This window comes from Herbaspirillum sp. Her4 (genome assembly GCF_057961335.1).
Window position 1 is genome coordinate 5,339,617 of sequence record NZ_CM176330.1, and the last position, 20,994, is coordinate 5,360,610.

At 63.2% G+C, this 20,994-nt stretch carries 14 protein-coding genes; 1 reads left to right on the forward strand and 13 read right to left on the reverse strand.

Features of this window, described 5'->3' with window-relative positions:
- Positions 1 to 116: 116 nt before the first annotated feature.
- The 9 genes from typA to ACWFUC_RS24220 form a co-directional block, all read right to left on the reverse strand.
- Positions 117 to 1,958: a translational GTPase TypA gene (gene typA / locus ACWFUC_RS24180; RefSeq protein ID WP_008331395.1), complete on the reverse strand. Its 1,842-nt coding sequence runs from the start codon at positions 1,956 to 1,958 to the stop codon at positions 117 to 119.
- 155 nt (positions 1,959 to 2,113) lie between these two features.
- Positions 2,114 to 3,118 (reverse strand): tRNA pseudouridine(55) synthase TruB, encoded by a 1,005-nt coding sequence (gene truB / locus ACWFUC_RS24185; RefSeq protein WP_489623634.1) that lies wholly within the window; start codon positions 3,116 to 3,118, stop codon positions 2,114 to 2,116.
- Between the two features lie 99 nt (positions 3,119 to 3,217).
- Positions 3,218 to 3,610, reverse strand: coding sequence for a 30S ribosome-binding factor RbfA (rbfA, locus tag ACWFUC_RS24190; protein WP_006464329.1), 393 nt, complete (start codon positions 3,608 to 3,610; stop codon positions 3,218 to 3,220).
- A gap of 109 nt (positions 3,611 to 3,719) precedes the next feature.
- Positions 3,720 to 6,599 carry a translation initiation factor IF-2 gene (infB, locus tag ACWFUC_RS24195; protein ID WP_088756290.1) on the reverse strand — a complete coding sequence of 960 codons (2,880 nt, stop codon included), beginning with the start codon at positions 6,597 to 6,599 and terminating at the stop codon, positions 3,720 to 3,722.
- Between the two features lie 52 nt (positions 6,600 to 6,651).
- Entirely contained in the window at positions 6,652 to 8,211 is a 1,560-nt protein-coding gene (nusA, locus tag ACWFUC_RS24200) for a transcription termination factor NusA (RefSeq protein ID WP_088756291.1), read from the reverse strand.
- Positions 8,208 to 8,702, reverse strand: coding sequence for a ribosome maturation factor RimP (rimP, locus tag ACWFUC_RS24205; protein ID WP_034334451.1), 495 nt, complete (start codon positions 8,700 to 8,702; stop codon positions 8,208 to 8,210). The genes nusA and rimP overlap by 4 nt, the downstream gene beginning before the upstream one ends.
- A gap of 385 nt (positions 8,703 to 9,087) precedes the next feature.
- Positions 9,088 to 11,106, reverse strand: coding sequence for a 23S rRNA pseudouridine(2605) synthase RluB (gene rluB / locus ACWFUC_RS24210; RefSeq protein WP_489623635.1), 2,019 nt, complete (start codon positions 11,104 to 11,106; stop codon positions 9,088 to 9,090).
- The gene (scpB, locus tag ACWFUC_RS24215) at positions 11,093 to 12,112 is read right to left on the reverse strand and encodes an SMC-Scp complex subunit ScpB (protein ID WP_489623636.1); all 1,020 of its coding nucleotides are present in this window, start codon (positions 12,110 to 12,112) and stop codon (positions 11,093 to 11,095) included. Before scpB ends, rluB begins: the two co-directional genes overlap by 14 nt.
- 407 nt (positions 12,113 to 12,519) lie before the next feature.
- Positions 12,520 to 14,613 carry a putative bifunctional diguanylate cyclase/phosphodiesterase gene (locus ACWFUC_RS24220; RefSeq protein ID WP_489625580.1) on the reverse strand — a complete coding sequence of 698 codons (2,094 nt, stop codon included), beginning with the start codon at positions 14,611 to 14,613 and terminating at the stop codon, positions 12,520 to 12,522.
- Positions 14,614 to 15,022: 409 nt separating this feature from the next.
- Here ACWFUC_RS24220 and ACWFUC_RS24225 point away from each other — a divergent pair, with 409 nt between their 5' ends.
- Positions 15,023 to 16,618, forward strand: a complete 1,596-nt coding sequence (locus ACWFUC_RS24225; protein ID WP_489623637.1) for an FMN-binding glutamate synthase family protein — start codon at positions 15,023 to 15,025, stop codon at positions 16,616 to 16,618.
- Positions 16,619 to 16,724: 106 nt separating this feature from the next.
- Here ACWFUC_RS24225 and ACWFUC_RS24230 read toward each other — a convergent pair whose 3' ends face one another.
- The 4 genes from ACWFUC_RS24230 to ACWFUC_RS24245 all read right to left on the reverse strand — a co-directional run bounded on the left by ACWFUC_RS24230 (position 16,725) and on the right by ACWFUC_RS24245 (position 20,884).
- On the reverse strand, positions 16,725 to 16,961 hold the full coding sequence (locus ACWFUC_RS24230; RefSeq protein ID WP_013235553.1) for a sulfurtransferase TusA family protein: 237 nt from the start codon (positions 16,959 to 16,961) through the stop codon (positions 16,725 to 16,727).
- Between the two features lie 156 nt (positions 16,962 to 17,117).
- On the reverse strand, positions 17,118 to 17,672 hold the full coding sequence (locus ACWFUC_RS24235; protein ID WP_489623638.1) for an NUDIX domain-containing protein: 555 nt from the start codon (positions 17,670 to 17,672) through the stop codon (positions 17,118 to 17,120).
- A 27-nt stretch (positions 17,673 to 17,699) separates the two neighbouring features.
- Positions 17,700 to 20,324: an alanine--tRNA ligase gene (alaS, locus tag ACWFUC_RS24240; protein ID WP_134136706.1), complete on the reverse strand. Its 2,625-nt coding sequence runs from the start codon at positions 20,322 to 20,324 to the stop codon at positions 17,700 to 17,702.
- A 341-nt stretch (positions 20,325 to 20,665) separates the two neighbouring features.
- Positions 20,666 to 20,884 (reverse strand): hypothetical protein, encoded by a 219-nt coding sequence (locus tag ACWFUC_RS24245; protein WP_039784299.1) that lies wholly within the window; start codon positions 20,882 to 20,884, stop codon positions 20,666 to 20,668.
- Positions 20,885 to 20,994: the final 110 nt, after the last annotated feature.

A 20,994-nucleotide genomic window follows, 5' to 3' on the forward strand; every position in this document is an offset into this window, starting at 1 on the left:
TTTTTTATGCTGATATCAGTTATTCACAAACCAGATATCACCACCAGCCCAGCCTGCCATTTCCCGTTCCCCACTGCAGGCAGCCCATCCAGCGACTGCCCTTCCCTGCCAACGAATCAAATGGATTCTTCGCGCGACGCCTTCTTGCGCTCGTGTTCCTTCAGGTGACGCTTGCGCAGGCGGATGCTCTTCGGGGTCACTTCGACCAGTTCGTCGTCTTCGATGAATTCCACCGCGTATTCCAGCGACAGTTCGATCGGCGGCACCAGGCGCACCGCTTCATCGGTACCGGAAGCGCGCACGTTGGTCAGCTGCTTGCCCTTGATCGGGTTCACGACCAGGTCGTTGTCACGCGAGTGGATACCGATGATCATGCCTTCATACACCGGGTCGTTGTGGCTGACGAACATGCGGCCGCGATCCTGCAGCTTCCACAGTGCGTAGGCCACGGCAGCGCCGTCGTCCTGGGAGATCAGCACGCCGTTGCGACGGCCGGCCAGTTCACCCTTGGTCGTGTCGACCGGCTTGTAGTCGTCGAAGACGTGGCTCATCAGGCCGGTGCCGCGGGTCAGGGTCATGAATTCCCCCTGGAAGCCGATCAGGCCACGCGCCGGGATGTGGTATTCCAGGCGCACACGGCCCTTGCCGTCCGGTTCCATGTTCTGCAGGTCGCCACGGCGGCGGCCCAGTTCTTCCATGACGCCGCCCTGGTGGGTTTCTTCGACGTCGACGGTCAGGTTTTCGTACGGCTCTTCGCGCACGCCGTCAACCATGCGGAACACCACGCGCGGACGCGAGACGGCCAGCTCGAAGCCTTCACGGCGCATGTTTTCGATCAGGATGGTCAGGTGCAATTCGCCACGGCCCGACACTTCGTAGGTCGAGTCGTCGTTCTCGGCCTGCACCACGCGCAGCGCCATGTTGGACTTCAGTTCCTTTTCCAGGCGGTCGCGGATCTGGCGGGTGGTGACGAACTTGCCTTCGCGGCCAGCCAGCGGCGAGGTGTTGACCATGAAGTTCATGGTCAGGGTCGGTTCATCCACCTTCAGCATCGGCAGGCCGTTGGGGGCATCCGGCGCACAGATGGTGGAGCCGATGCCGATTTCTTCGATACCGTTGATCAGCACGATGTCGCCAGCCAGGGCTTCATCGACCAGCACGCGCTCCAGGCCCTTGAAGGTCAGCACCTGGTTGATGCGGGCCTTGGTGGGCTTATCTTCCGGACCATTCATCCACACCACGTCCTGACCGCCCTTGACGCGGCCAGCCAGGATGCGGCCCACGCCGATCTTGCCGACGTAGGAGGAATATTCCAGCGAGGTGATCTGCAGTTGCAGCGGTGCGTCCGGGTCATCCTTGCGGGCCGGGACGTACTTCAGGATGGCGTCGAACAGCGGCTCCATGTTGCCTTCGCGCGTTTCCGGATCCAGGCTGGCGTAGCCGTTCAGGCCCGAGGCGTAGATCACGGGGAAGTCCAGCTGCTCTTCGGTGGCGCCCAGCTTGTCGAACAGTTCGAAGGTGGCGTTGATGGCCCACTCGGCGCGTGCGCCCGGACGGTCGATCTTGTTCAGGACGACGATGGGCTTCAGGCCCAGGGCCAGTGCCTTGCGGGTCACGAAGCGGGTCTGCGGCATCGGGCCTTCCTGCGCATCCACCAGCAGCAGCACCGAGTCCACCATCGACAGCACGCGCTCGACCTCACCGCCGAAGTCGGCGTGGCCCGGGGTGTCGACGATGTTGATGTGGGTGCCCTTGTATTCCACCGCGCAGTTCTTCGACAGGATGGTGATGCCGCGTTCCTTTTCGATGTCGTTGGAGTCCATCACGCGGTTGTCCACTTGCTGGTTGTCGCGGAAGGTGCCGGACTGACGCAGCAGCTGGTCCACCAGGGTGGTCTTGCCGTGGTCAACGTGGGCGATGATGGCGATGTTGCGAATTGCGCGGATATTGTTTGACATGGTGAATGTGGTTGGGAATGCCGAATCTCGGGAGGCGCGCATTATAGCATGTTGCGACGCATGAACTTTGGAAAAACCTGTGTTATCAACGGCTTGCCGAGCCTCGCGGGCTACCCCGCAAGGCTCGGCTGCAAGCCGTTTGACGCTATCTGTCCTCAGGCGGTGGACACCAGCCTTTCGGGGGCCAGGATGGCGTATTCCTGCAACAGTCCGGTGCCCAGCAAGGCGGCGTCCGAACTGCGATAGACGCGGACGCGGCCGGTCTGCTCCGGCACCGCCACGCCTTCCTTGCCCAGCGGCAAGCGCTGGCCGTGCAGGAAGCGGCGCGCCAGTTCATCGCTGAGCTGCACCGCCGGGAAGCTGCGCAAGAGGCCGTCCACCGGCAGCAGCAAGGCCTTGCGGGCCTCCAGCTCAGCGGCGGCGTCGAAGGTCTCCAGCGTGACTGCGCCATCGAGCGTGAGAGCGCCGACCCCAGTGCGTCTCAGGGCATTGAGGTGCGCCCCACAGCCCAGTACTTCGCCAATATCTTCACCCAGCACGCGGATATATGTCCCTTTGCTGCAAGTGACGCGGATGCGCAGCATGGGGGCTTGATAGTCCAGCAGTTCCAGGGCGTGGATGGTGACGTTACGGGCTTCGCGCTCCAGCGTGATGCCGGCGCGCGCATATTCGTACAAGGGCTTGCCGTCGCGCTTCAAGGCCGAGTGCATGGGCGGCACCTGGCTGATGGGGCCACGGAACTGCGCCAGCGCCGCTTCGATCTGCGACAAGCTGGCCTCAACGGCGCGCTCGCTGATGACCTGGCCTTCGGTGTCGCCGGTATCGGTGCGCACGCCCAGGTGGACCAGGGCCTCGTAAGTCTTGTCGGCTTCCAGCAAGTCCTGCGAAAACTTGGTGGCTTCGCCGAAGCACAGCGGCAACAGGCCGGTGGCGAACGGATCCAGGGTGCCGGTGTGTCCCGCCTTGGGCGCATTGAGCATGCGCTTGGCGCGGATCAGGGCGTCGTTGGAGGACAAGCCGACCGGCTTGTCCAGCAACAGCACGCCATGCACCGGCACGCGCGGGGGGCGCGGCGTGCGGGCCTGCTGGCCGCGCTTGGGGCGCGGCTGCAGCGGTTCAGGGGAAGCGGAACCAAGGTCCGCCGTCGTATCGTCAGCCATGAAATGCAAGACCGGCCCACGCCCCGCTGAAGGGAAACGCAGACCGGCGTGAAAAGTGTGAAGAAAACTGCAATGCAACGGGAAAAGAACCGCCCGTCATCAAGCCTCGTCGTCCGAATCCTTGGCGCGGGTGGCGTTGGCTTCGTCGATCAGGCGCGACATTTCAATGCCGCGTGCGGTCGAGTTGTCGTGCACGAAATGCAGTTCCGGCAGGGTGTGGATGGTCAGCCTGCGGCCCAGCTGGGTGCGCAGATAACCGCCCGCCTTGCGCAGGCCGGCCAGTGTGTTCTTGATCGCGTCAGGGTTGTCCACCAGCGTGGTGAAGAAGACCTTGGCGTGCGCGTAGTCCGGGGTGACCTGCACTTCGGTAATGGTGATCATGCCCACCCGCGGATCCTTCAGCTCGAAGGCGATCAACTCCGACAGGTCCCGCTGGATCTGGTCGGCGACGCGCAAGCCGCGTCCGGGAATGGATTTGCTGTGTTTTGCCATGCTTTAAAAAAACAATCCGCCGAGGGCGTGGCGGGAGGATTCCCGCGTTGCTGCGACGGATCTTGCCAGTGAAGCCGGCGCATCGCGAACGATACGCCGGCGTATTGCATTACAGGGTACGGGCGACTTCCTGGACTTCGAAGATTTCGAGCTGATCGCCCACTTCGATGTCGTTGTAGCCCTTGAGCGAGAGACCGCACTCGAAGCCCGACTTGACTTCCTTGACGTCGTCCTTGAAGCGCTTGAGCGAGTCCAGTTCGCCGGTCCACACCACCACGTTGTTGCGCAGCAGGCGTACTTGCGAGCCACGCTTGACCAGGCCTTCGAGCACGTAGCAGCCGGCGATCGAGCCAACCTTGCTGACCACGAACACCTGGCGGATTTCCACCAGGCCCAGCGCCTGTTCGCGCTTTTCCGGGGACAGCATGCCCGACATCGCGGCCTTCACCTCGTCCACCGCATCATAGATGATGTTGTAGTAACGGATGTCCACGCCAGCGGCTTCGGCCAGCTTGCGCGCCGAGGCATCGGCACGGGTGTTGAAGCCGATGATGACAGCCTTCGAAGCGACGGCCAGGTTGACGTCGTTTTCGCTGATGCCACCCACTGCAGCGTGCACCACCTGGACGCGCACTTCGGCGGTCGACAGTTTCTGCAGCGACTGCACCAGGGCTTCCTGGGAACCTTGCACGTCGGTCTTGATGATCATCGGCAGGTTCTTGACCTCGCCTTCGGTCATCTGGTCGAACATGTTTTCCAGCTTGGCGGCCTGTTGCTTGGCCAGCTTCACGTCGCGGAACTTGCCCTGGCGGAACAGGCCGATTTCGCGCGCCTTGCGCTCGTCGGTCATGACCACCACTTCTTCACCGGCGGAGGGCACTTCGGTCAGGCCCTGGATTTCCACCGGCAGGGACGGGCCTGCCTCGGCGATGTTCTTGCCGTTTTCGTCCAGCATCGCACGCACACGGCCGTAGGCCGAACCGGCCAGCACGACGTCGCCGCGCTTCAAGGTACCGGACTGCACCAGGATCGTTGCCACCGGGCCGCGGCCCTTGTCCAGCTTGGCTTCGATCACCAGGCCACGGGCCGGCACATCGACCGGTGCCTTCAGTTCCAGCACTTCGGCTTGCAGCAGGACGTTTTCCAGCAGCGAGTCGATGCCTTCGCCGGTCTTGGCGGAGACGGGGATGAACGGGGCATCGCCACCGTATTCTTCCGGCACCACTTCTTCGGCGATCAGTTCCTGCTTGACGCGGTCGGGATTGGCACCCGGCTTGTCGATCTTGTTGATGGCCACCACCAGCGGTACACCGCCGGCCTTGGCGTGGGCAATCGCTTCCTTGGTCTGGGGCATGACGCCGTCGTCGGCGGCCACCACCAGAATCACGATGTCGGTGGCCTTGGCACCACGGGCACGCATGGCGGTAAACGCCTCGTGACCCGGGGTATCCAGGAAGGTGATCATGCCGCGCGGGGTTTCCACGTGGTAGGCACCGATGTGCTGGGTAATGCCGCCAGCTTCACCCGAGGCCACCTTGGTGCGGCGGATGTAGTCCAGCAGCGAGGTCTTGCCGTGGTCGACGTGACCCATGACGGTGACCACCGGTGCGCGCGGGGTGGCTTCGGCGTCGGCGTGTTCTTCGCCTTCGACCAGCAGCGCTTCCGGATCGTCCAGCTTGGCGGCATGGGCGCGGTGGCCCATTTCTTCCACCACGATCATCGCGGTTTCCTGATCCAGCACCTGGTTGATGGTGACCATCTGGCCCAGCTTCATCAGGTGCTTGATGACTTCGGAGGCCTTGACCGCCATCTTGTGGGCCACTTCGGCCACGGTGATGGTTTCGGGCACGTAGACATCGTGCACCACCGCTTCGGTGGGCACCTGGAAGTTGCTTTCACGCTGGTCATCGCCATGCGAGTGACGACGGCCCTTGGGGCCGGCACGCCAGCCGTCACGGCCGCCGCCACCGGTGGCGCCACGCGACTTCATGCCGCCGGCACCACGCTTCTTGGCATCATCCTGCCAAGTGGAGGAGACATTGGCCGACTTGATCGACTTCTTGTCTGCCGCCACGGCGGGCTTCTTGTCATCCTTCTTTTCACCCGGCTTGGCCGCGGTGGCCGGCTTGTGCAGCGTGCCTTCCGAGGTCTTGGCCGGGGCCGGTGCAGGTTCCGGTGCCTTGATGACGCGACGCGGCGCATTCATCATGGCCTTGATCTGGGCCACTTCGTCTTCCACGGCCTTGCGCGCACGGTCAGCGGCGGCGGCACGGTCAGCGGCTTCCTTGGCGGCAGCTTCTGCCTTTTTCTTCGCTTCTTCAGCAGCAGCGCGCTTCTTTTCTTCCGCAGCCGGATCCACGGCGGGGGCCGGTGCGGCAGCCGCAGCGGGCGCCTTCGCGCTGGCCGCAGCAGCAGCCTTGGCCTTCTCGGCTTCGGCCGCCGCAGCGGCGGCTTCAGCAGCCTGGCGCTTGGCTTCGGCTTCGGCTTCTTCGCGGGCACGTTGCTGTTCCAGCTCGGCAGCCTTGGCCTGGGCGGCGCGTTCGGCCTCCAGCTGGGCCAGACGTTCTTGCTGGGCCTTCAGTTCAGCCTGACGGCGAGCCTCTTCCTGCTCACGTTCCTGCGCTTCGATGGCCGGGTCGCGCTGAGGGGCCGCAGCACGCGCTGCGGACTCGTCGGCACCGGGCTCGTCACGCTTGATGAAGGTGCGCTTCTTGCGCACTTCCACCTGGATCGTGCGCGATTTGCCGGTTGCATCGGCCTGCTTGATCTCGGTGGTTTCCTTGCGGGTCAGCGTGATCTTCTTCTTCTCGCCTTCCGGCGCGGCTCCGCGCGAACGGCGCAGGTGTTCAAGCAGGCGGTCCTTGTCTTCTTTCGACAGGGAGTCGGATGCAGAGCTCTTCTCGACACCGGCCGAACGCAGCTGGGTCAGCAGCAGGTCAGCGGGCATCTTAAGCTCGGTGGCAAATTGGGCAACGTTGTTACTCGCCATTCAGTCCTCTTTTCTATGTGGCTCGGCAGATGATGTGGAGACGCTCCGCTTCTCAGCGGCCTTCGACTGCGCTCCATGCCTTGGCCTGCAGGGCCTTGGCGCGCTCATCGTATTTGGAATCGATGAGCTTCATTTCATCGTCGGTCACATCTTCAAATGCATTTTCAATCAGTTGGCGCGCGCGCTCGGAAGGCAGGGCCAGGATCGCGCCGAATTCGTCATAAGCCAGGCCGGCGAAGGCCGGCAGCGTCTTCACGCCTGCCAGGCCCAGCTTGCCGGCCAGCACACGGTCCAGGCCTTCGAAGTTGATCAGCTCCTCTTCCATGCCTTCCAGGCCTTCTTCGGAGGCGATCGCTTCGGTCACCAGGGCGTCGCGGGCGCGGTTGCGCAGCTCATTGACGGTCTCTTCGTCGAACGATTCGATCTCGAGCATCTCGGTGATCGGCACGTAGGCGATTTCTTCCAGGGTCGAGAAACCTTCCTCGACCAGGATGTCGGCCACTTCCTGGTCAACATCGAGCTTTTCCATGAACAGCGTACGGATCAGCGCGGTCTCGGCCGCCGACTTGTCGGCCGATTCCTCGGCCGTCATGATATTGATCTGCCAGCGGGTCAGCTCGGCTGCCAGACGCACGTTCTGGCCGCCGCGGCCGATGGCGATGGCGAGGTTTTCTTCATCCACCACCACATCCATGGCGTGTTTTTCTTCATCGACCACGATGGAGGTCACATTGGCCGGGGCCAGCGCGCCGATGACGAACTGCGCCGGGTCTTCCGACCACAGCACGATGTCCACGCGCTCGCCGCCCAGTTCGCCGGTCACGGCCTGCACGCGCGAACCGCGCATGCCCACGCAGGTACCGATGGGGTCGATGCGCTTGTCGGCGGTGTAGACCGCGATCTTGGCGCGCACGCCCGGGTCACGGGCAGCCGACTTGATTTCCAGCGAGCCTTGTTCGATTTCCGGCACTTCCAGCTCGAACAGCTTCATGATGAATTCCGGCGCGGTACGCGACAGGATCACCTGCGGGCCACGGGCACCGCGGTCCACGCGCAGGATGTAGGCACGCACGCGGTCGCCGATACGCAGGTTTTCCTTGGGGATCATCTGGTCGCGCGGCAGGCGGGCTTCGATCTTGCCGGATTCGATGATGGCATCACCGCGCTCCATGCGCTTGATGGTGCCGGTCACCAGAGCATCGCCACGGGCCAGGAAGTCAGCCAGGATCTGTTCGCGCTCGGCGTCGCGGATGCGCTGCAGGACGACCTGCTTGGTGTCTTGCGCGAAACGGCGGCCGAATTCGACGGACTCGATCGGATCTTCGATGTATTCGTCGACTTCGATATCGGGGAATTGATCCTTGGCTTCGAACAGCAGCACTTCCTGGTCAGGCAATTGCAGACCCGCTTCGTCGGGCACCACGTGCCAGCGGCGGAAGGATTCGAACTCGCCGCTTTCGCGATCGATCGAGACGCGAATGTCGACCTCGCCTTCATAGCGCTTCTTGGTAGCCTGCGCAAGCGCATGCTCCAGTGCGCCGAAGACGACTTCCTTATCGACGTTCTTTTCGCGCGCCAGCGCATCGACCAACAACAAAATTTCGCGACTCATCCTTTGCGACTCCTAAAATCGACCTGCGGCACCAGGTGTGCCTTATCCACATCGGCCAGCGTGAAATTCAACACGGCAGCCGACCCATCGTTTGCTTCAAATTCCAATACCAGTTCCTCGCCTTCCGGCTCGCGCAGCACGCCTTCATAGGTCTTGCGGTTGGACGTGCCGGGCAGCGGCACGCGCAACTTGACGACGGCTTCGCAATCCACGAAACGCACGAAGTCAGTGAACTTCTTCAGGGGGCGGTCCAGCCCGGGCGAGGAGACTTCCAGGCGTTCATACAGCACGTTTTCCACGGTGAAGACGTGCAGCAACTGATGCGTCGCCTTCTCGCAATCCTCGACAGTGATCGAACGCGCTTCTTCTGCTTCAGGGTCGAACGGGAAATCGATGAAGACGCGCACCAGACCGCGCGGCGCCTTCTCGAACTCAACCAGTTCGTAGCCCAGGCCCGCGAGGGTGGATTCGATCAGTTCCAGCAATTGCAAGACTATTTCTCCATCAGGATGCCGCCTGGCCAGCGAGGGCAGGCGGACATCTAAAATTGATCAGCAAAAAAAAAATGGGCATCTGCCCATCTTTTGTTATCCCACGCAACGCGAGATCACACATCACGCGAACCACCGCACTTCCATCCATCATGGCGCAGGCGGATCTATCAATGATTTATCACATATGCGATTCGCGGCAGGTTGCGTTTAACTAACATATTATAACCGATTCAGCTATTCACAGCAAATCCGGAATGATGTCAATTGTGATCGCAGCGACAAAAACGTTCATAAAAAACGTCATTGGTGCATTTCACGCGCCGCTGGCCTTGCGAGGGAGACCTTGCTCATCAGCAGCATTGCTGACAAGCAAGGAAAAGCGTCAGCGACCGCCGCGACGGCGATTCATGCTCGGCAGGCCGCCCAGCATGTAGTTCGCAGCGGTGTTGCCACCGCGTTGCGGGCGATTGCCGCGCCGCTGGTTGCCGGCATCCGGGAAGCCCAGTGCGGTCTGCAGCGGATCCGGCTGGCGGCTCTTGGGCTGGCCGCCCTTGTTGCCACCGCCATAGCCACCACCGTTGCCGTAGTTGCCGCCATTACCACCGTTGCCGCCCTGGCCGAAGTTGCCGCCTTGGCGCCCCTTCTGCGGCCCCTTGTTCTGCATGCCGTTGCCGCGCGGACCATTACCCTGGCCACGGCTGGCCTGGCCGGCGTTGCCGGACTTGGCTTCCCCGGCCTGCTTTTCCAGACCACAGGCGGCCATCAGGTTGCGCACGGCGTTTTCTTCCAGCTCTTCCCAGCGACCACGCTTCAAGGTCTGCGGCAGGGTCATGGCACCGTAGCGGGTACGGATCAGGCGCGACACGGTCAGGCCGACCGCTTCAAACATGCGGCGCACTTCACGGTTGCGGCCTTCGCCGATGGTCACGCGATACCACTTGTTCACACCTTCGCCACCGCCATCGGCAATGCGCGAGAACTGCGCCGGACCGTCATCAAGCTCCACGCCCGACAGCAGCTTCTGGCGCATGCCTTCTTCCAGCTCGCCCAGGGTACGCACGGCGTATTCACGCTCGATGTTGTAGCGCGGGTGCATCAGGCGGTTGGCCAGGTCACCGGAGGTGGTGAACAGCAGCAGGCCTTCGGTATTGAAGTCCAGGCGGCCCACGGCCAGCCACTTGCCGGCCTTCATGGTCGGCAGGCGGTCGAACACCGAGCTGCGGCCTTCCGGGTCGGCATGGCTGACGATCTCGCCCGAAGGCTTGTGATAGACCAGCACGCGCGGCGGGCGCTTGCTCACCTTGCGCTGGATCAGCTTGCCGTTGATGCGCACGGCATCGGTAGGCAGGATGCGCTGACCGATGTGGGCCGGCTCGCCGTTGACCGAAACGCGGCCAGCGACGATCAGCTCTTCCATGTCGCGGCGCGAACCCAGGCCGGCGTCAGCCAGCACCTTGTGCAGCTTGGGCGCATCGTCCTCGGCGGTCAGGTCGCGGCGGCCGTTCTTGCCGCGCATCTGGTGCGGCTGGCGGCCACCAGCCTTGGCGCCTTCGTCGCGGTCGTACGCTTCGGAGGTCACGTAGGAGAAGATGTCATCGACCGGTTCGGCCGAGCGCAGACCCAGTTGCGGGGCCTTGGGCTTCTTGCCGTTCTTCTCGAAATTCTTTTTGCCTTGCTGGCCGGGCTGGCCATTGTTCTTGCCGAACTGGCCGCGCGGCTGGCGCTCAACGGCGGCAACAGGAGCGGCATCGCCCTCGTGCTTGCCATGTGCAGGGGCGGCATCACCGCCTCCGGCCGCAGCGCGCTGGGCAGCGCGGTTGTTGCGCAGGGCGCGCGGACCGCGCACGCCACGGCGGGCGGGCTTGGCGCGATTCGGATCAACGGGCGCATCCAGCAGGACCGGCGGCGCAACCACTTCTTCACCAACGGTGACAATGACCTTGGGCAGCTCAGGTGCAGCCGGTGCAGGCGCAGCCGCCTCGGGTGCTGCAGCCTTGGGCTTGGCAGCGCGCTTGGGCTTGGCCGGAGCGGCGGGTGCGGGCTCCATGGCCAGGCTCATCTGGGCGGGTGCCTCGGCGGCCGGGGCGGCGGCCGCCACGTCAGCCTTCTTGGCACGCGGCTTGGTGGCGCGCGGCTTCTTTTCGGGAGCGGGTGCGGACTCGGCGACGGCGACGGCCGGGGCCGGCGCAGCTTCATCGGCGGCAGCCTTCTTGGCTCGCGGCGCACGCTTCTTCGGCGCAGCCTCGTCAGCAGCCGCTTGCGGCGCGGATGCGACTGCCTCGGCCGGCGCGGCGCTGGCCGCAGGCTTGCGGGTGCGCTTTTTCACCGGCTTGTCGGATGCGGCGGGATCGGCCGCGGCCAGGTCGACCTGGGTCTCGTCTTTGGAACTAGTTGGCTTCATTCTTCGAATCTGGATGTGGCGGACGCGCGTCATCTTCCCGCTGATCGGCCCGCTCGGTGGTGTCGTTGTGCTCGCCTGCCGCTTCGCCGGCGGCTTCGGTGGCGTCCGTGCCAGTTACGGCAACGTCTTGTTCAAAAGGTTCTTGCGCTTCTGGGGAAGCGTCTTCACTGCCTGCAGCACGCTCTTCCCCGGCGGCGGCTGCTTCGATATCGGTCTGCTGGAGCTCCTCTGCGGCGAGCTCTCCAGCCGCGGGCATTTCAAGGTCGTCAGCAGGATCATCCTGTGCCGGCGCTTCTGCCTCGGCGGCTTCAGTTATTTCATTTGTTTCAGTTGCTTCGACAGTGGCAGCGGAATCAAGCGCTTCGGCCGCGCCTGCGTCCTCGCCCTCTTCCTGCTCCGCTTCGGCCAGGGCCGCCACGCCGCCTTCCAGCGCCTGCAATTCCAGCAACGCGCCCTGGGCGGCAGCTTCGCCGCTGACCTGCTGCAGCGGCGGCAATTCTTCCAGCGAACTCAAGCCCAGGTCATCCAGGAACTTGCGGGTCGTGGCAAACAGCGCCGGCCGGCCCGGTACGTCGCGATGGCCGATCGATTCGATCCAACCCCGGTCTTCCAGCATGCGGATGGTCTGGGTATTGACCGCCACACCGCGAATCTCTTCGATGTCACCGCGCGTGACCGGCTGGCGGTAGGCGATGATGGCCAGCGTTTCCAGCGTGGCCCGGGTGTATTTCGGCGGCTTTTCCGGATTCAGGCGCTCCAGGTAGACCTTCATCTCCTTGCGGCTCTGGAAGCGCCAGCCAGTCGACAGGCTGACCACTTCCACCCCCTTGTCGGCCCATTCGGTGCGCAGTTCATCGAGCATCTGCCGGATCGTCTCGGCATTGATGTCGCTGCTCTCTTCGCTCTCGGGATCGACGTACAGCTTCTTCAGATCATTGATCGACAGGGGCTCATGCGTGCAAAGCAATGCAGTTTCGAGGACTTTCTTGGCCTCAGCAATATTCATGTACCACTCTTGTGCGTCTTGTTGTTAACAAAGTTCGGCTTGCAGCTGGTCTCCGGCGCTACGGCTGCAGCCAGTCCGGCCTGCAGCGAAAGCTGAAACGGGCCAGATACGGCAAGTCTTGCGCAGTGCTGGATGCGGCGGCGCTGCCTTCCGGTGTTTGGAGATTGAATGAGCTGGAATCTAAGACCCGGGCAAATCGGCGTCGCGGAGGACTCGCGCTTTCGCAAAGCCGTCATGTCGCGGGGTTGCGGACGGCCGACCTGCACCTTTTCAACTACCGGCCTTGCGTCATGGAGCCTTTGTTGGCCGCACAGGCTGCGGCGGTCGGGGCGCAAGGCATCAAAAGTACTGCGCGGAGTGTAGCACAAAGATTTGCGGGGATGCAGCCTGTTGCAGCCTGCGGACAATTATTTGCATGCCTGACCGCTTTGCGCCTGCCGGCTCATCCATGCGGTGAAATCCTCTACCGCCATGGGCTTGCCGAAGAAATAACCCTGCACTTCGTCACATGCATTTTCCTTCAGGAAAGCATGTTGCTGCTCATCCTCCACGCCCTCGGCAATGACACGCAAGTTCAGAATATGGGCCAGCGAGATGACGGCTTTGACGATAGCTGCACTGTCGGCATCGCGCGCAATGTCGCGCACGAAGGACTTGTCGATCTTCAGGGCATCCACCGGGAAGCGGCGCAGGTACGAGAGGCTGGAATAGCCGGTCCCGAAATCATCGACAGAAATCTGCAGACCCAGGCGCTTCAGGGCATGCAGGGTAGCCACGCTCTTCTCGGCATCCTTCATGACCACGTTCTCGGTGATTTCCAGCTCCAGGCAGGAGGCCCCCAGGCCGCTCTGCTCCAGCACGCCGGAAACGAATTCCGGCAGGCTCTGGTTCAGCTGCCGTGGCGACAGGTTCACCGCCACAGGGATAGGCGGCAATCCGGCCTCTTGCCAGCGCTTGTTCTGGTGGCAGGCGGTACGCAGCACCCATTCTCCGATCGGCACGATCAGGCCGGCTTCTTCGGCGAAGGGGATGAAGCGGTCGGGCGGCACCATGCCCTGCTCCGGCGACTGCCAGCGGATCAGCGCCTCGGCACCGATCACGCTGCCATCTTTCAAACTCAGCTTGGGCTGGTAATAGAGCTTGAATTCTTCCTGATCCAGCGCGCGGCGCAGATTGATGAGCATCTCCAGGCGATTGCTGACCTGTGTGTCCATCCACGGCGCGAAGAACTGGAAGTTGTTGCGCCCCTGCTCCTTGGCCCGGTACATGGCCGAATCGGCTTGTTTCAGCAAGGTCTCGACATCCTTGCCATCGACCGGATAGCGGCTCACGCCGATGCTGGCCGTGACCTGAAACTCGCGGTCGCCCGCCTGCCAGGGCCGTGCCACGGCGGCCAGGATGCGCTGCATCACCTCGGCGATGCCCAGCTCGCCACCGGTCTGGTTCTGCAGCACCAGCACGAATTCGTCGCCGCCCTGGCGCGCCACCATGTCGGTATCCCGCAGGCAGGCTTGCAGACGCTGCGCCACGGTCTTGAGCAATTCGTCGCCGACCTGGTGACCCAGGCTGTCATTGATGAACTTGAACTGGTCAAGATCCACGAATACCACCGCCGTCAGTCCACCCTTCTGCCGCGCCACCTGAATGGCGCGCTGCAGGTGCTCATGCAGCATGTTGCGATTGGGCAATCCGGTCAGTGCATCGTGGGTCGCCTGATGGCGCATTTCGGCTTCATAAAGCTTGCGCTCGGTGATGGCCTCCACGGTACCCTCGTAACAGACCAGCGCGCCGCTGTCGTCATAGACGGCACGGGCGTTCTCGGAGATCCAGATGATGTCGCCGTCGCGCCGGTACACGCGAGACTCAAAATTGGAGACCGAGCCATGCTGCTCCATCAGGCGCATGAATTCCGTACGGCGCTCCGGTTCGACATACAGCTGGTGGCTGATGTCGCGCAGGCCGACGATCAGGTCTTCCGGCGAGTGATAGCCGTAGATGCGCGCCAGCGCCGGGTTGACCGCGATGTAGGTGCCATCGGGCGTGGTCTGGAACACGCCTTCGATGGCGTTCTCGAAGATGCTGCGATAACGGCGCTCGGCCTCCTGCAGCGCCTGGGCCGCTTCCTTGCGCTCGGTCACGTCCTGCAGGAAGCCTTCCATCGCCTCCACCTTGCCGGCCGCGTTGTACAGCCCGACGCCACGCTCCCACACCCAGCGCAGGCTGCCATCGGCGTGAACGATGCGGTATTCGATGTCGATGCGACGCCGCTCGCGCATGCAGGTGTCGATATGGCTGCGCACCAACGCGCGGTCTTCCGGATGGGTCAGTTGCAGGAAGGAGATGCGGCTGTTGAGCAACAGGTCCTCGGGGACATAGCCGGTCAGGGCATGACAGCCTTCGCTGACGAATTCCAGCGTCCAGTGGGCATCATCGCGGCAGCGGTAGACCATGCCGTCGAGATTGGCCAGCAGCGTCTCCAGCAGGCGCGGCGGGCGCGCCATGGCCAGCACCGCCTGGCTCTGCGCGGCATCCTGGCGGCACAGCGCCCGCGCCGCAGGGCGCGAAGAGGAGGAAGAGGCCGCCGATGCGCCTCGTGAAGCAACTGTTTTCATAACGACATCGTGTCTCCGGCCTCAGACAAGCAGGCGCGCTGTGATAGTGGAGTTCATTGATGCACAGGGCAGCGGTTCCCCACGCTGCCTGGCAGGAAGATACGTCAAAGCAATAAGGATGCCACTGCGCAAGCAGCGGGCTTGCCGGGCAGTATCGCGGCCAGTCCCGCCATATCGGCAGGAAAAACCCTTCACTTCGTCGCGCACGACTGTTGAGCCCGGGCGGTAGAATCCTTGCAAACCCGACCATGGCCTTCGGCCGGTGCCGGTTCCATCCTGACAACTAGCGGACTCTTCTATGTGGGCAAATCGGTATTTCGTGTTCTGGGCGGTGATCGCGCTGACCCTGGCCTTGGTGGTCCTGGCGGCGACCCTTGGTATCGGCTGGGGGTGGCCGCTCATTCCCCTGGTCTTGAGCGTGGTCGGCGTCCACGATCTGGTGCAGCGGCGGCACGCCGTGTTGCGCAACTATCCGCTGATCGGCCACTTCCGCTTCATGTTCGAGGCCATCCGGCCGGAACTGCGCCAGTACTTCTTTGAAGACGAAATGGATGGCCGCCCCTTCTCCCGCAAGAAGCGCAGCGTCGTCTACCAGCGTGCCAAGGCCGATGTCGACAGCCGCCCCTTCGGCACCGAGCTGGACATGCAGCAGGCCGGCCATGAATGGATAGGCCATTCGCTCTCCCCGACCAAGATCGCCAGCCACGATTTCCGCGTGATGGTCGGTGGCGACCGGGCACAGCCGTATTCGATGTCGGTCTTCAACGTCTCGGCCATGAGCTTCGGCTCGCTCTCGGCCAATGCCATCCGCGCCCTCAACCAGGGGGCGAAAAAAGGCAATTTTGCCCACGACACCGGCGAGGGTTCGGTCTCGGAATACCACCGCGAATTCGGCGGCGACCTGGTGTGGCAGATCGCCTCCGGTTACTTCGGGTGCCGCAACGCGGACGGCAGCTTCAATGAAGAAAAATTCACGGCCCAGGCGCAGTCGCCACAGATCAAGATGATCGAGGTGAAGTTGTCGCAAGGCGCCAAGCCCGGGCACGGCGGCGTGCTTCCGGCGGCCAAGATCACGCCGGAGATTGCCGCCACGCGCGGCATCCCGATGGGGGTCGATTGCATCTCTCCGGCCGTGCACTCGTCCTTCTCCACACCGGTCGGGCTGCTGGAATTCATCGAGAAGCTGCGCGGCCTCTCCGGCGGCAAGCCGGTCGGCATCAAGCTGTGCGTGGGCCATCCCTGGGAATTCTTCAGCATCGCCAAGGCCATGCTCAAGACCGGCATCGTGCCGGACTTCATCACGGTGGATGGATCAGAGGGCGGTACCGGCGCTGCCCCGCTGGAATTCGTCGACCACGTGGGCATGCCGCTGCAGGAAGGCCTGGTGATGGTGCACAACACGCTGACCGGCATCGGCCTGCGCGACAAGGTCAGGATCGGTGCCAGCGGCAAGATCATCACCGCCTTCGACGTGGCGCGCACGCTGGCGCTGGGCGCGGACTGGTGCAATTCGGCGCGCGGCTTCATGTTTGCGCTGGGCTGCATCCAGTCGCAGAGCTGCCATACCGACCGCTGCCCCACGGGCGTGGCCACCCAGAACGCCCAGCGCGCCCGCGCCCTGGTGGTACCGGACAAGGCCGAGCGCGTCTACCGCTTCCACCAGAGCACCCTGCATGCGCTGCAGGAGCTGGTACAGGCGGCCGGGCTGCCGCATACGTCGGCGCTGCGCCCGCATCACATCGTGCGGCGCATCAACGACCACGAGATTCAGCTCATGTCCAACGTGCTGAAATATCTGCAGCCCAACGATTTACTGGAAGGCAATTACCGCTATCGGGTCTATGAAAAGTTCTGGCCGATTGCACGTGCCGAGAGCTTCCATCCGGAGCTGTAACGACAACTTCATTAATCGAAAGACAACAAAAAACCCGCAGTTCATCCGAGCTGCGGGTTTTTCAATGCTGCCAGCCTGATCTTTCCGGGATGGACAGGGATGCTGCTTATTTGCGCTTCATGAAGAAGATGAACTCGTGTTCATCATTCTGCGATTGCTCCAGCAGATCGTTGCCGGTCTGTTTGGCAAAGGCCTGGAAATCGCGCACCGAACCGGTATCGGTGGCGGTCACCCTGAGCACCTGCCCGCTGGCCATGTCGGCCAGGGCTTTCTTGGTCTTGAGGATGGGCAGCGGACAGTTCAGACCGCGCGCATCAAGTTCCCGGTGAAATTGAATGGCCATTACTTCGACTCAAAATGGATCACGACGAAAACGATTTTACTGCAAAACGCGCCGACTTGATGCATTGCACAAGTTCTGTTGTTTTCACCGCACTAGGCTTGTGCACAAGCAAGAAAATCACGGTCCAAGATGGAACGCTGCGTCTTGACCGCACGCTTATTTCAGGACCTGCGGGGTTTCAATCGGCGTAGACGAACCGGCAAACTCGACATATTGCACCGCCAGTCCACGCTGGCGCATCCAGTCCGCCACCGCATGGCCGGTACCCGCCGGCCAGGGGCGCAGGTCGGCGGGCTCGCTCAGGCGGTATTCCAGCAGCTCCGGCGACAGCTTGATCGTGCCGCTCGCCTTCACGTAATACGCGATGATCAGCTCGTTCTTGCGCATGAATTCATAGACGCCGATCAGTTCGATCTGCTCGGCGTCCAGGTCGGTCTCTTCCTTCAGTTCGCGGGCGATCCCCTGTTCCGGGGTCTCGTCGCGTTCCATGAAACCGGTGATGAGCGCAAAGCGCCCTTCGGCCCAGGCGGCGTTGCGCGCAGTGAGCATCTTGCCGTCGATCTCCACCAGTGCAGCCAGCACCGGCAGGGGGTTGTCCCAATGCGTCCAGTGACCCTCGGGACAGGCCAGCCGGACCTTGCCGGCTTCGCCTTCATCGGCGCGCAGCACAAGCGATGCTGCGCAGACCGGGCAAAACTTGAATTCGCTCATGGGCGCTCCGGGCCAGGGTCTGTGGGATTACAGCTTGGCCTGGACCCAGCCCGCCACGCCTTGCAGCGCGCCCGGCAGGGCTGCCGGCTCGGTGCCGCCGGCCTGGGCCATGTCCGGACGGCCGCCACCCTTGCCGCCCACCTGCTGGGCGACGAAGTTGACCAGTTCACCGGCCTTGACCTTGGAGGTGGCATCGGCAGTGACGCCCGCGATCAGGCTGACCTTGCCATCCTTGACGCTGCCCAGCACGATGGCGGCGGTCTTGAGCTTGTCCTTCAACTTGTCCATGGTCTCGCGCAGGGTGGCGACGTCAGCGCCTTCCAGCGTGGCCGCCAGCACCTTGATGCCGTTGATGTCGACCGCCTGGTTGACCAGCTCGTCGCCCTGGCTGGAGGCCAGCTTGGACTTCAGCGAAGCCAGTTCCTTTTCCAGCGCCTTGACCTGGTCCTGCACCTGGCCGATGCGCGGCAGCAGTTCTTCCGGCTGGGTCTTCAGGGCGGCAGCGGCTTCAGCCACGCGGGTCGAGAGCGACTGCACCAGCGCCAGCGCGCCTTCGCCGGTGACGGCTTCGACACGGCGAATGCCGGCGGCGACACCGCCTTCGGAGACGATCTTGAACAGGCCGATGTCACCGGTACGGGTGACGTGGGTCCCGCCGCACAGTTCGGTGGAGGTACCGATGGAGAGCACGCGCACCTGGTCGCCGTACTTCTCGCCGAACAGCGCCATGGCACCTGCTGCAATCGCATCGTCGTAACCCATCAGCTGGGCGCCGGTGGCGACGTTGGCCAGCACTTCGCGGTTGACGATGTCTTCCACGCGGCGGATTTCGTCGGCGGTCATCGGGGCGTTGTGGCTGAAGTCGAAACGGGTCTTGTCGGCATCGACCAGCGAACCCTTCTGCGACACGTGCGAACCCAGCACTTCGCGCAGGGCCTTGTGCATCAGGTGGGTGGCCGAGTGGTTGCGCATGGTGCGGGCACGCTGATCGGCATCGACCTTGGCTTCGACGGCGTCGCCGATGGCCAGGCTGCCCTTGATCAGTTGACCGTGATGGCCGAACACCTCGGCCTGGATCTTTTGCGTATCGGCCACGGCAAACAGGCCATTGGCTGCTTCCAGGGCACCGGCGTCGCCGGACTGGCCACCGGATTCAGCATAGAACGGGGTGGTGTCCAGCACCACGATGGCATCCTGGCCGGCCTCGATCTTCTGCACCGGGCTGCCGGCCACGTACAGGGCTACCACCTTGGCCGACTGCGCCAGCGATTCGTAGCCGACGAAGCGGGTCTTGTCGCCGGTGTATTCGATGGCGGCGGCCATCTTGAACTTGCCGGCGGCGCGGGCGGCGCTCTTCTGGCGTTCCATGGCGGCGGTGAAGCCGGCTTCATCCAGCTCGACATTGCGTTCGCGGCAGATGTCGGCGGTCAGGTCCAGCGGGAAGCCGTAGGTGTCGTACAGGGTGAAGGCGGTTTCGCCATCGAGCTTGCTGCTGTTGGCAGCCAGCGCGGCTTCCAGGATCTTCATGCCGTGTTCCAGCGTTTCGCCGAAACGTTCTTCTTCCTGCTTCAGGACCATCTCGACGCGCTCGGCGGCTTCCGGCAGTTCCGGATAGGCTGCGCCCATCTGCACCACCAGGTCCTTGACCAGCTTGTGGAAGAATGGCTTGGTCTGGCCCAGCTTGTGGCCATGACGCAGCGCGCGGCGGATGATGCGGCGCAGGACGTAGCCACGGCCTTCATTGCCGGGGATGACGCCGTCAACGATCAGGAAGGAGGTCGCACGAATGTGGTCGGCGATCACGCGCAGCGAGGCGTTGGACAGGTCGCTGATGCCGGTTTCGCGGGCAGCGGCCTTGATCAGTGCCTGGAACAGGTCGATCTCGTAGTTGCTGTGCACGTGCTGCAGGATGGCGGCCAGGCGCTCCAGGCCCATGCCGGTATCCACGCACGGGGCCGGCAGCGGGGTCAGGGTGTATTCGCCGGTGGCCGGATCGAGCTGGCGGTCGAACTGCATGAACACGTTGTTCCAGATCTCGATGTAGCGGTCGCCGTCGGCGTCGGGACTGCCCGGGGGGCCGCCCCAGATGTCCGGACCGTGGTCGTAGAAGATTTCCGAGCAAGGACCGCAAGGGCCGGTCTCGGCCATCTGCCAGAAGTTGTCGGAGGCGTAGGGTGCGCCCTTGTTGTCGCCGATGCGCACCACGCGCTCCGGCGGCAGGCCGATTTCCTTGGTCCAGATGTCGTAGGCTTCATCGTCGGTCTGGTAGACGGTGGCCCACAGCTTGTCGGCCGGCAGGCCATAGACCTGGGTCAGCAGTTCCCAGGCCCACTTCAGCGATTCACGCTTGAAGTAGTCGCCGAAGGACCAGTTGCCCAGCATCTCGAAGAAGGTATGGTGGCGCGCGGTGTAGCCGACGTTTTCCAGGTCGTTGTGCTTGCCGCCGGCGCGCAGGCAGCGCTGCACGGAGGCCGCGCGCACGTAGTTGCGCTTGTCGGTACCCAGGAACACGTCCTTGAACTGAACCATGCCGGAATTGGTGAACAGCAGGGTCGGGTCATTGCCCGGCACCAGGCTGGAGGAACGGACGATGGTGTGTTCTTTGGATTCAAAGAATTTCAGAAACTTGTCGCGAATTTCGGCTGAGTTCATGTTCGAAGACGGATAAATGGGCCTGATGCCGCCGCTAACGCGCAGATCCGGCCCGGATGGGAGTCGGTGCAAAAAACGATTGCGAACCGATGATTATACGTGATCCCGGCCCGGATACGCAGGCTTGCCCGCCCCGCCGCAACGCCTTGCCAGCCCGGCCGGCAGCAGTGCGCTGCAGGCGAAAAAAAACCCGCCGGGAAAAATCCCCGCGGGTTACAGGCCCGGCTGACCCGGCATGGCGCGCTAATCTGCGCCGCCGGACCTTAACTGCGTCAGCCGAACCTTCCGGTAAAACCAAGTGCGGGCCACGCTGTGCGGTCCGCCACCAGAAGACCGGACGATCAGGCGCCCTTGTTGGCCGGCACCGGATTGTTCTTCTTGGCCTTCTTGTGCTTGTGCTTCTTGGCCTTCTTCGCATGCTTCTTGTGCTTCTTGTGAGCAGGCTTGGCAGCCGGGGCTTCAGCGGCGGGAGCGCCAGCCGGAGCCGGTGCGGGCTGGGCCAGGACCGGCATGGCGAAGGCGGCGACGAGTACGGCAGCCAGCAGTTTGTTGATCTTCATCGTTTTCCTCTATCTCTCAGTGTTGTGTGCTTCCACAAGTCCACCGGCGTGCTCACGGGCGCCGGCCTTGTGCTTCCTTAACGCAAGATTTTCGCGACGCGTTGACAACA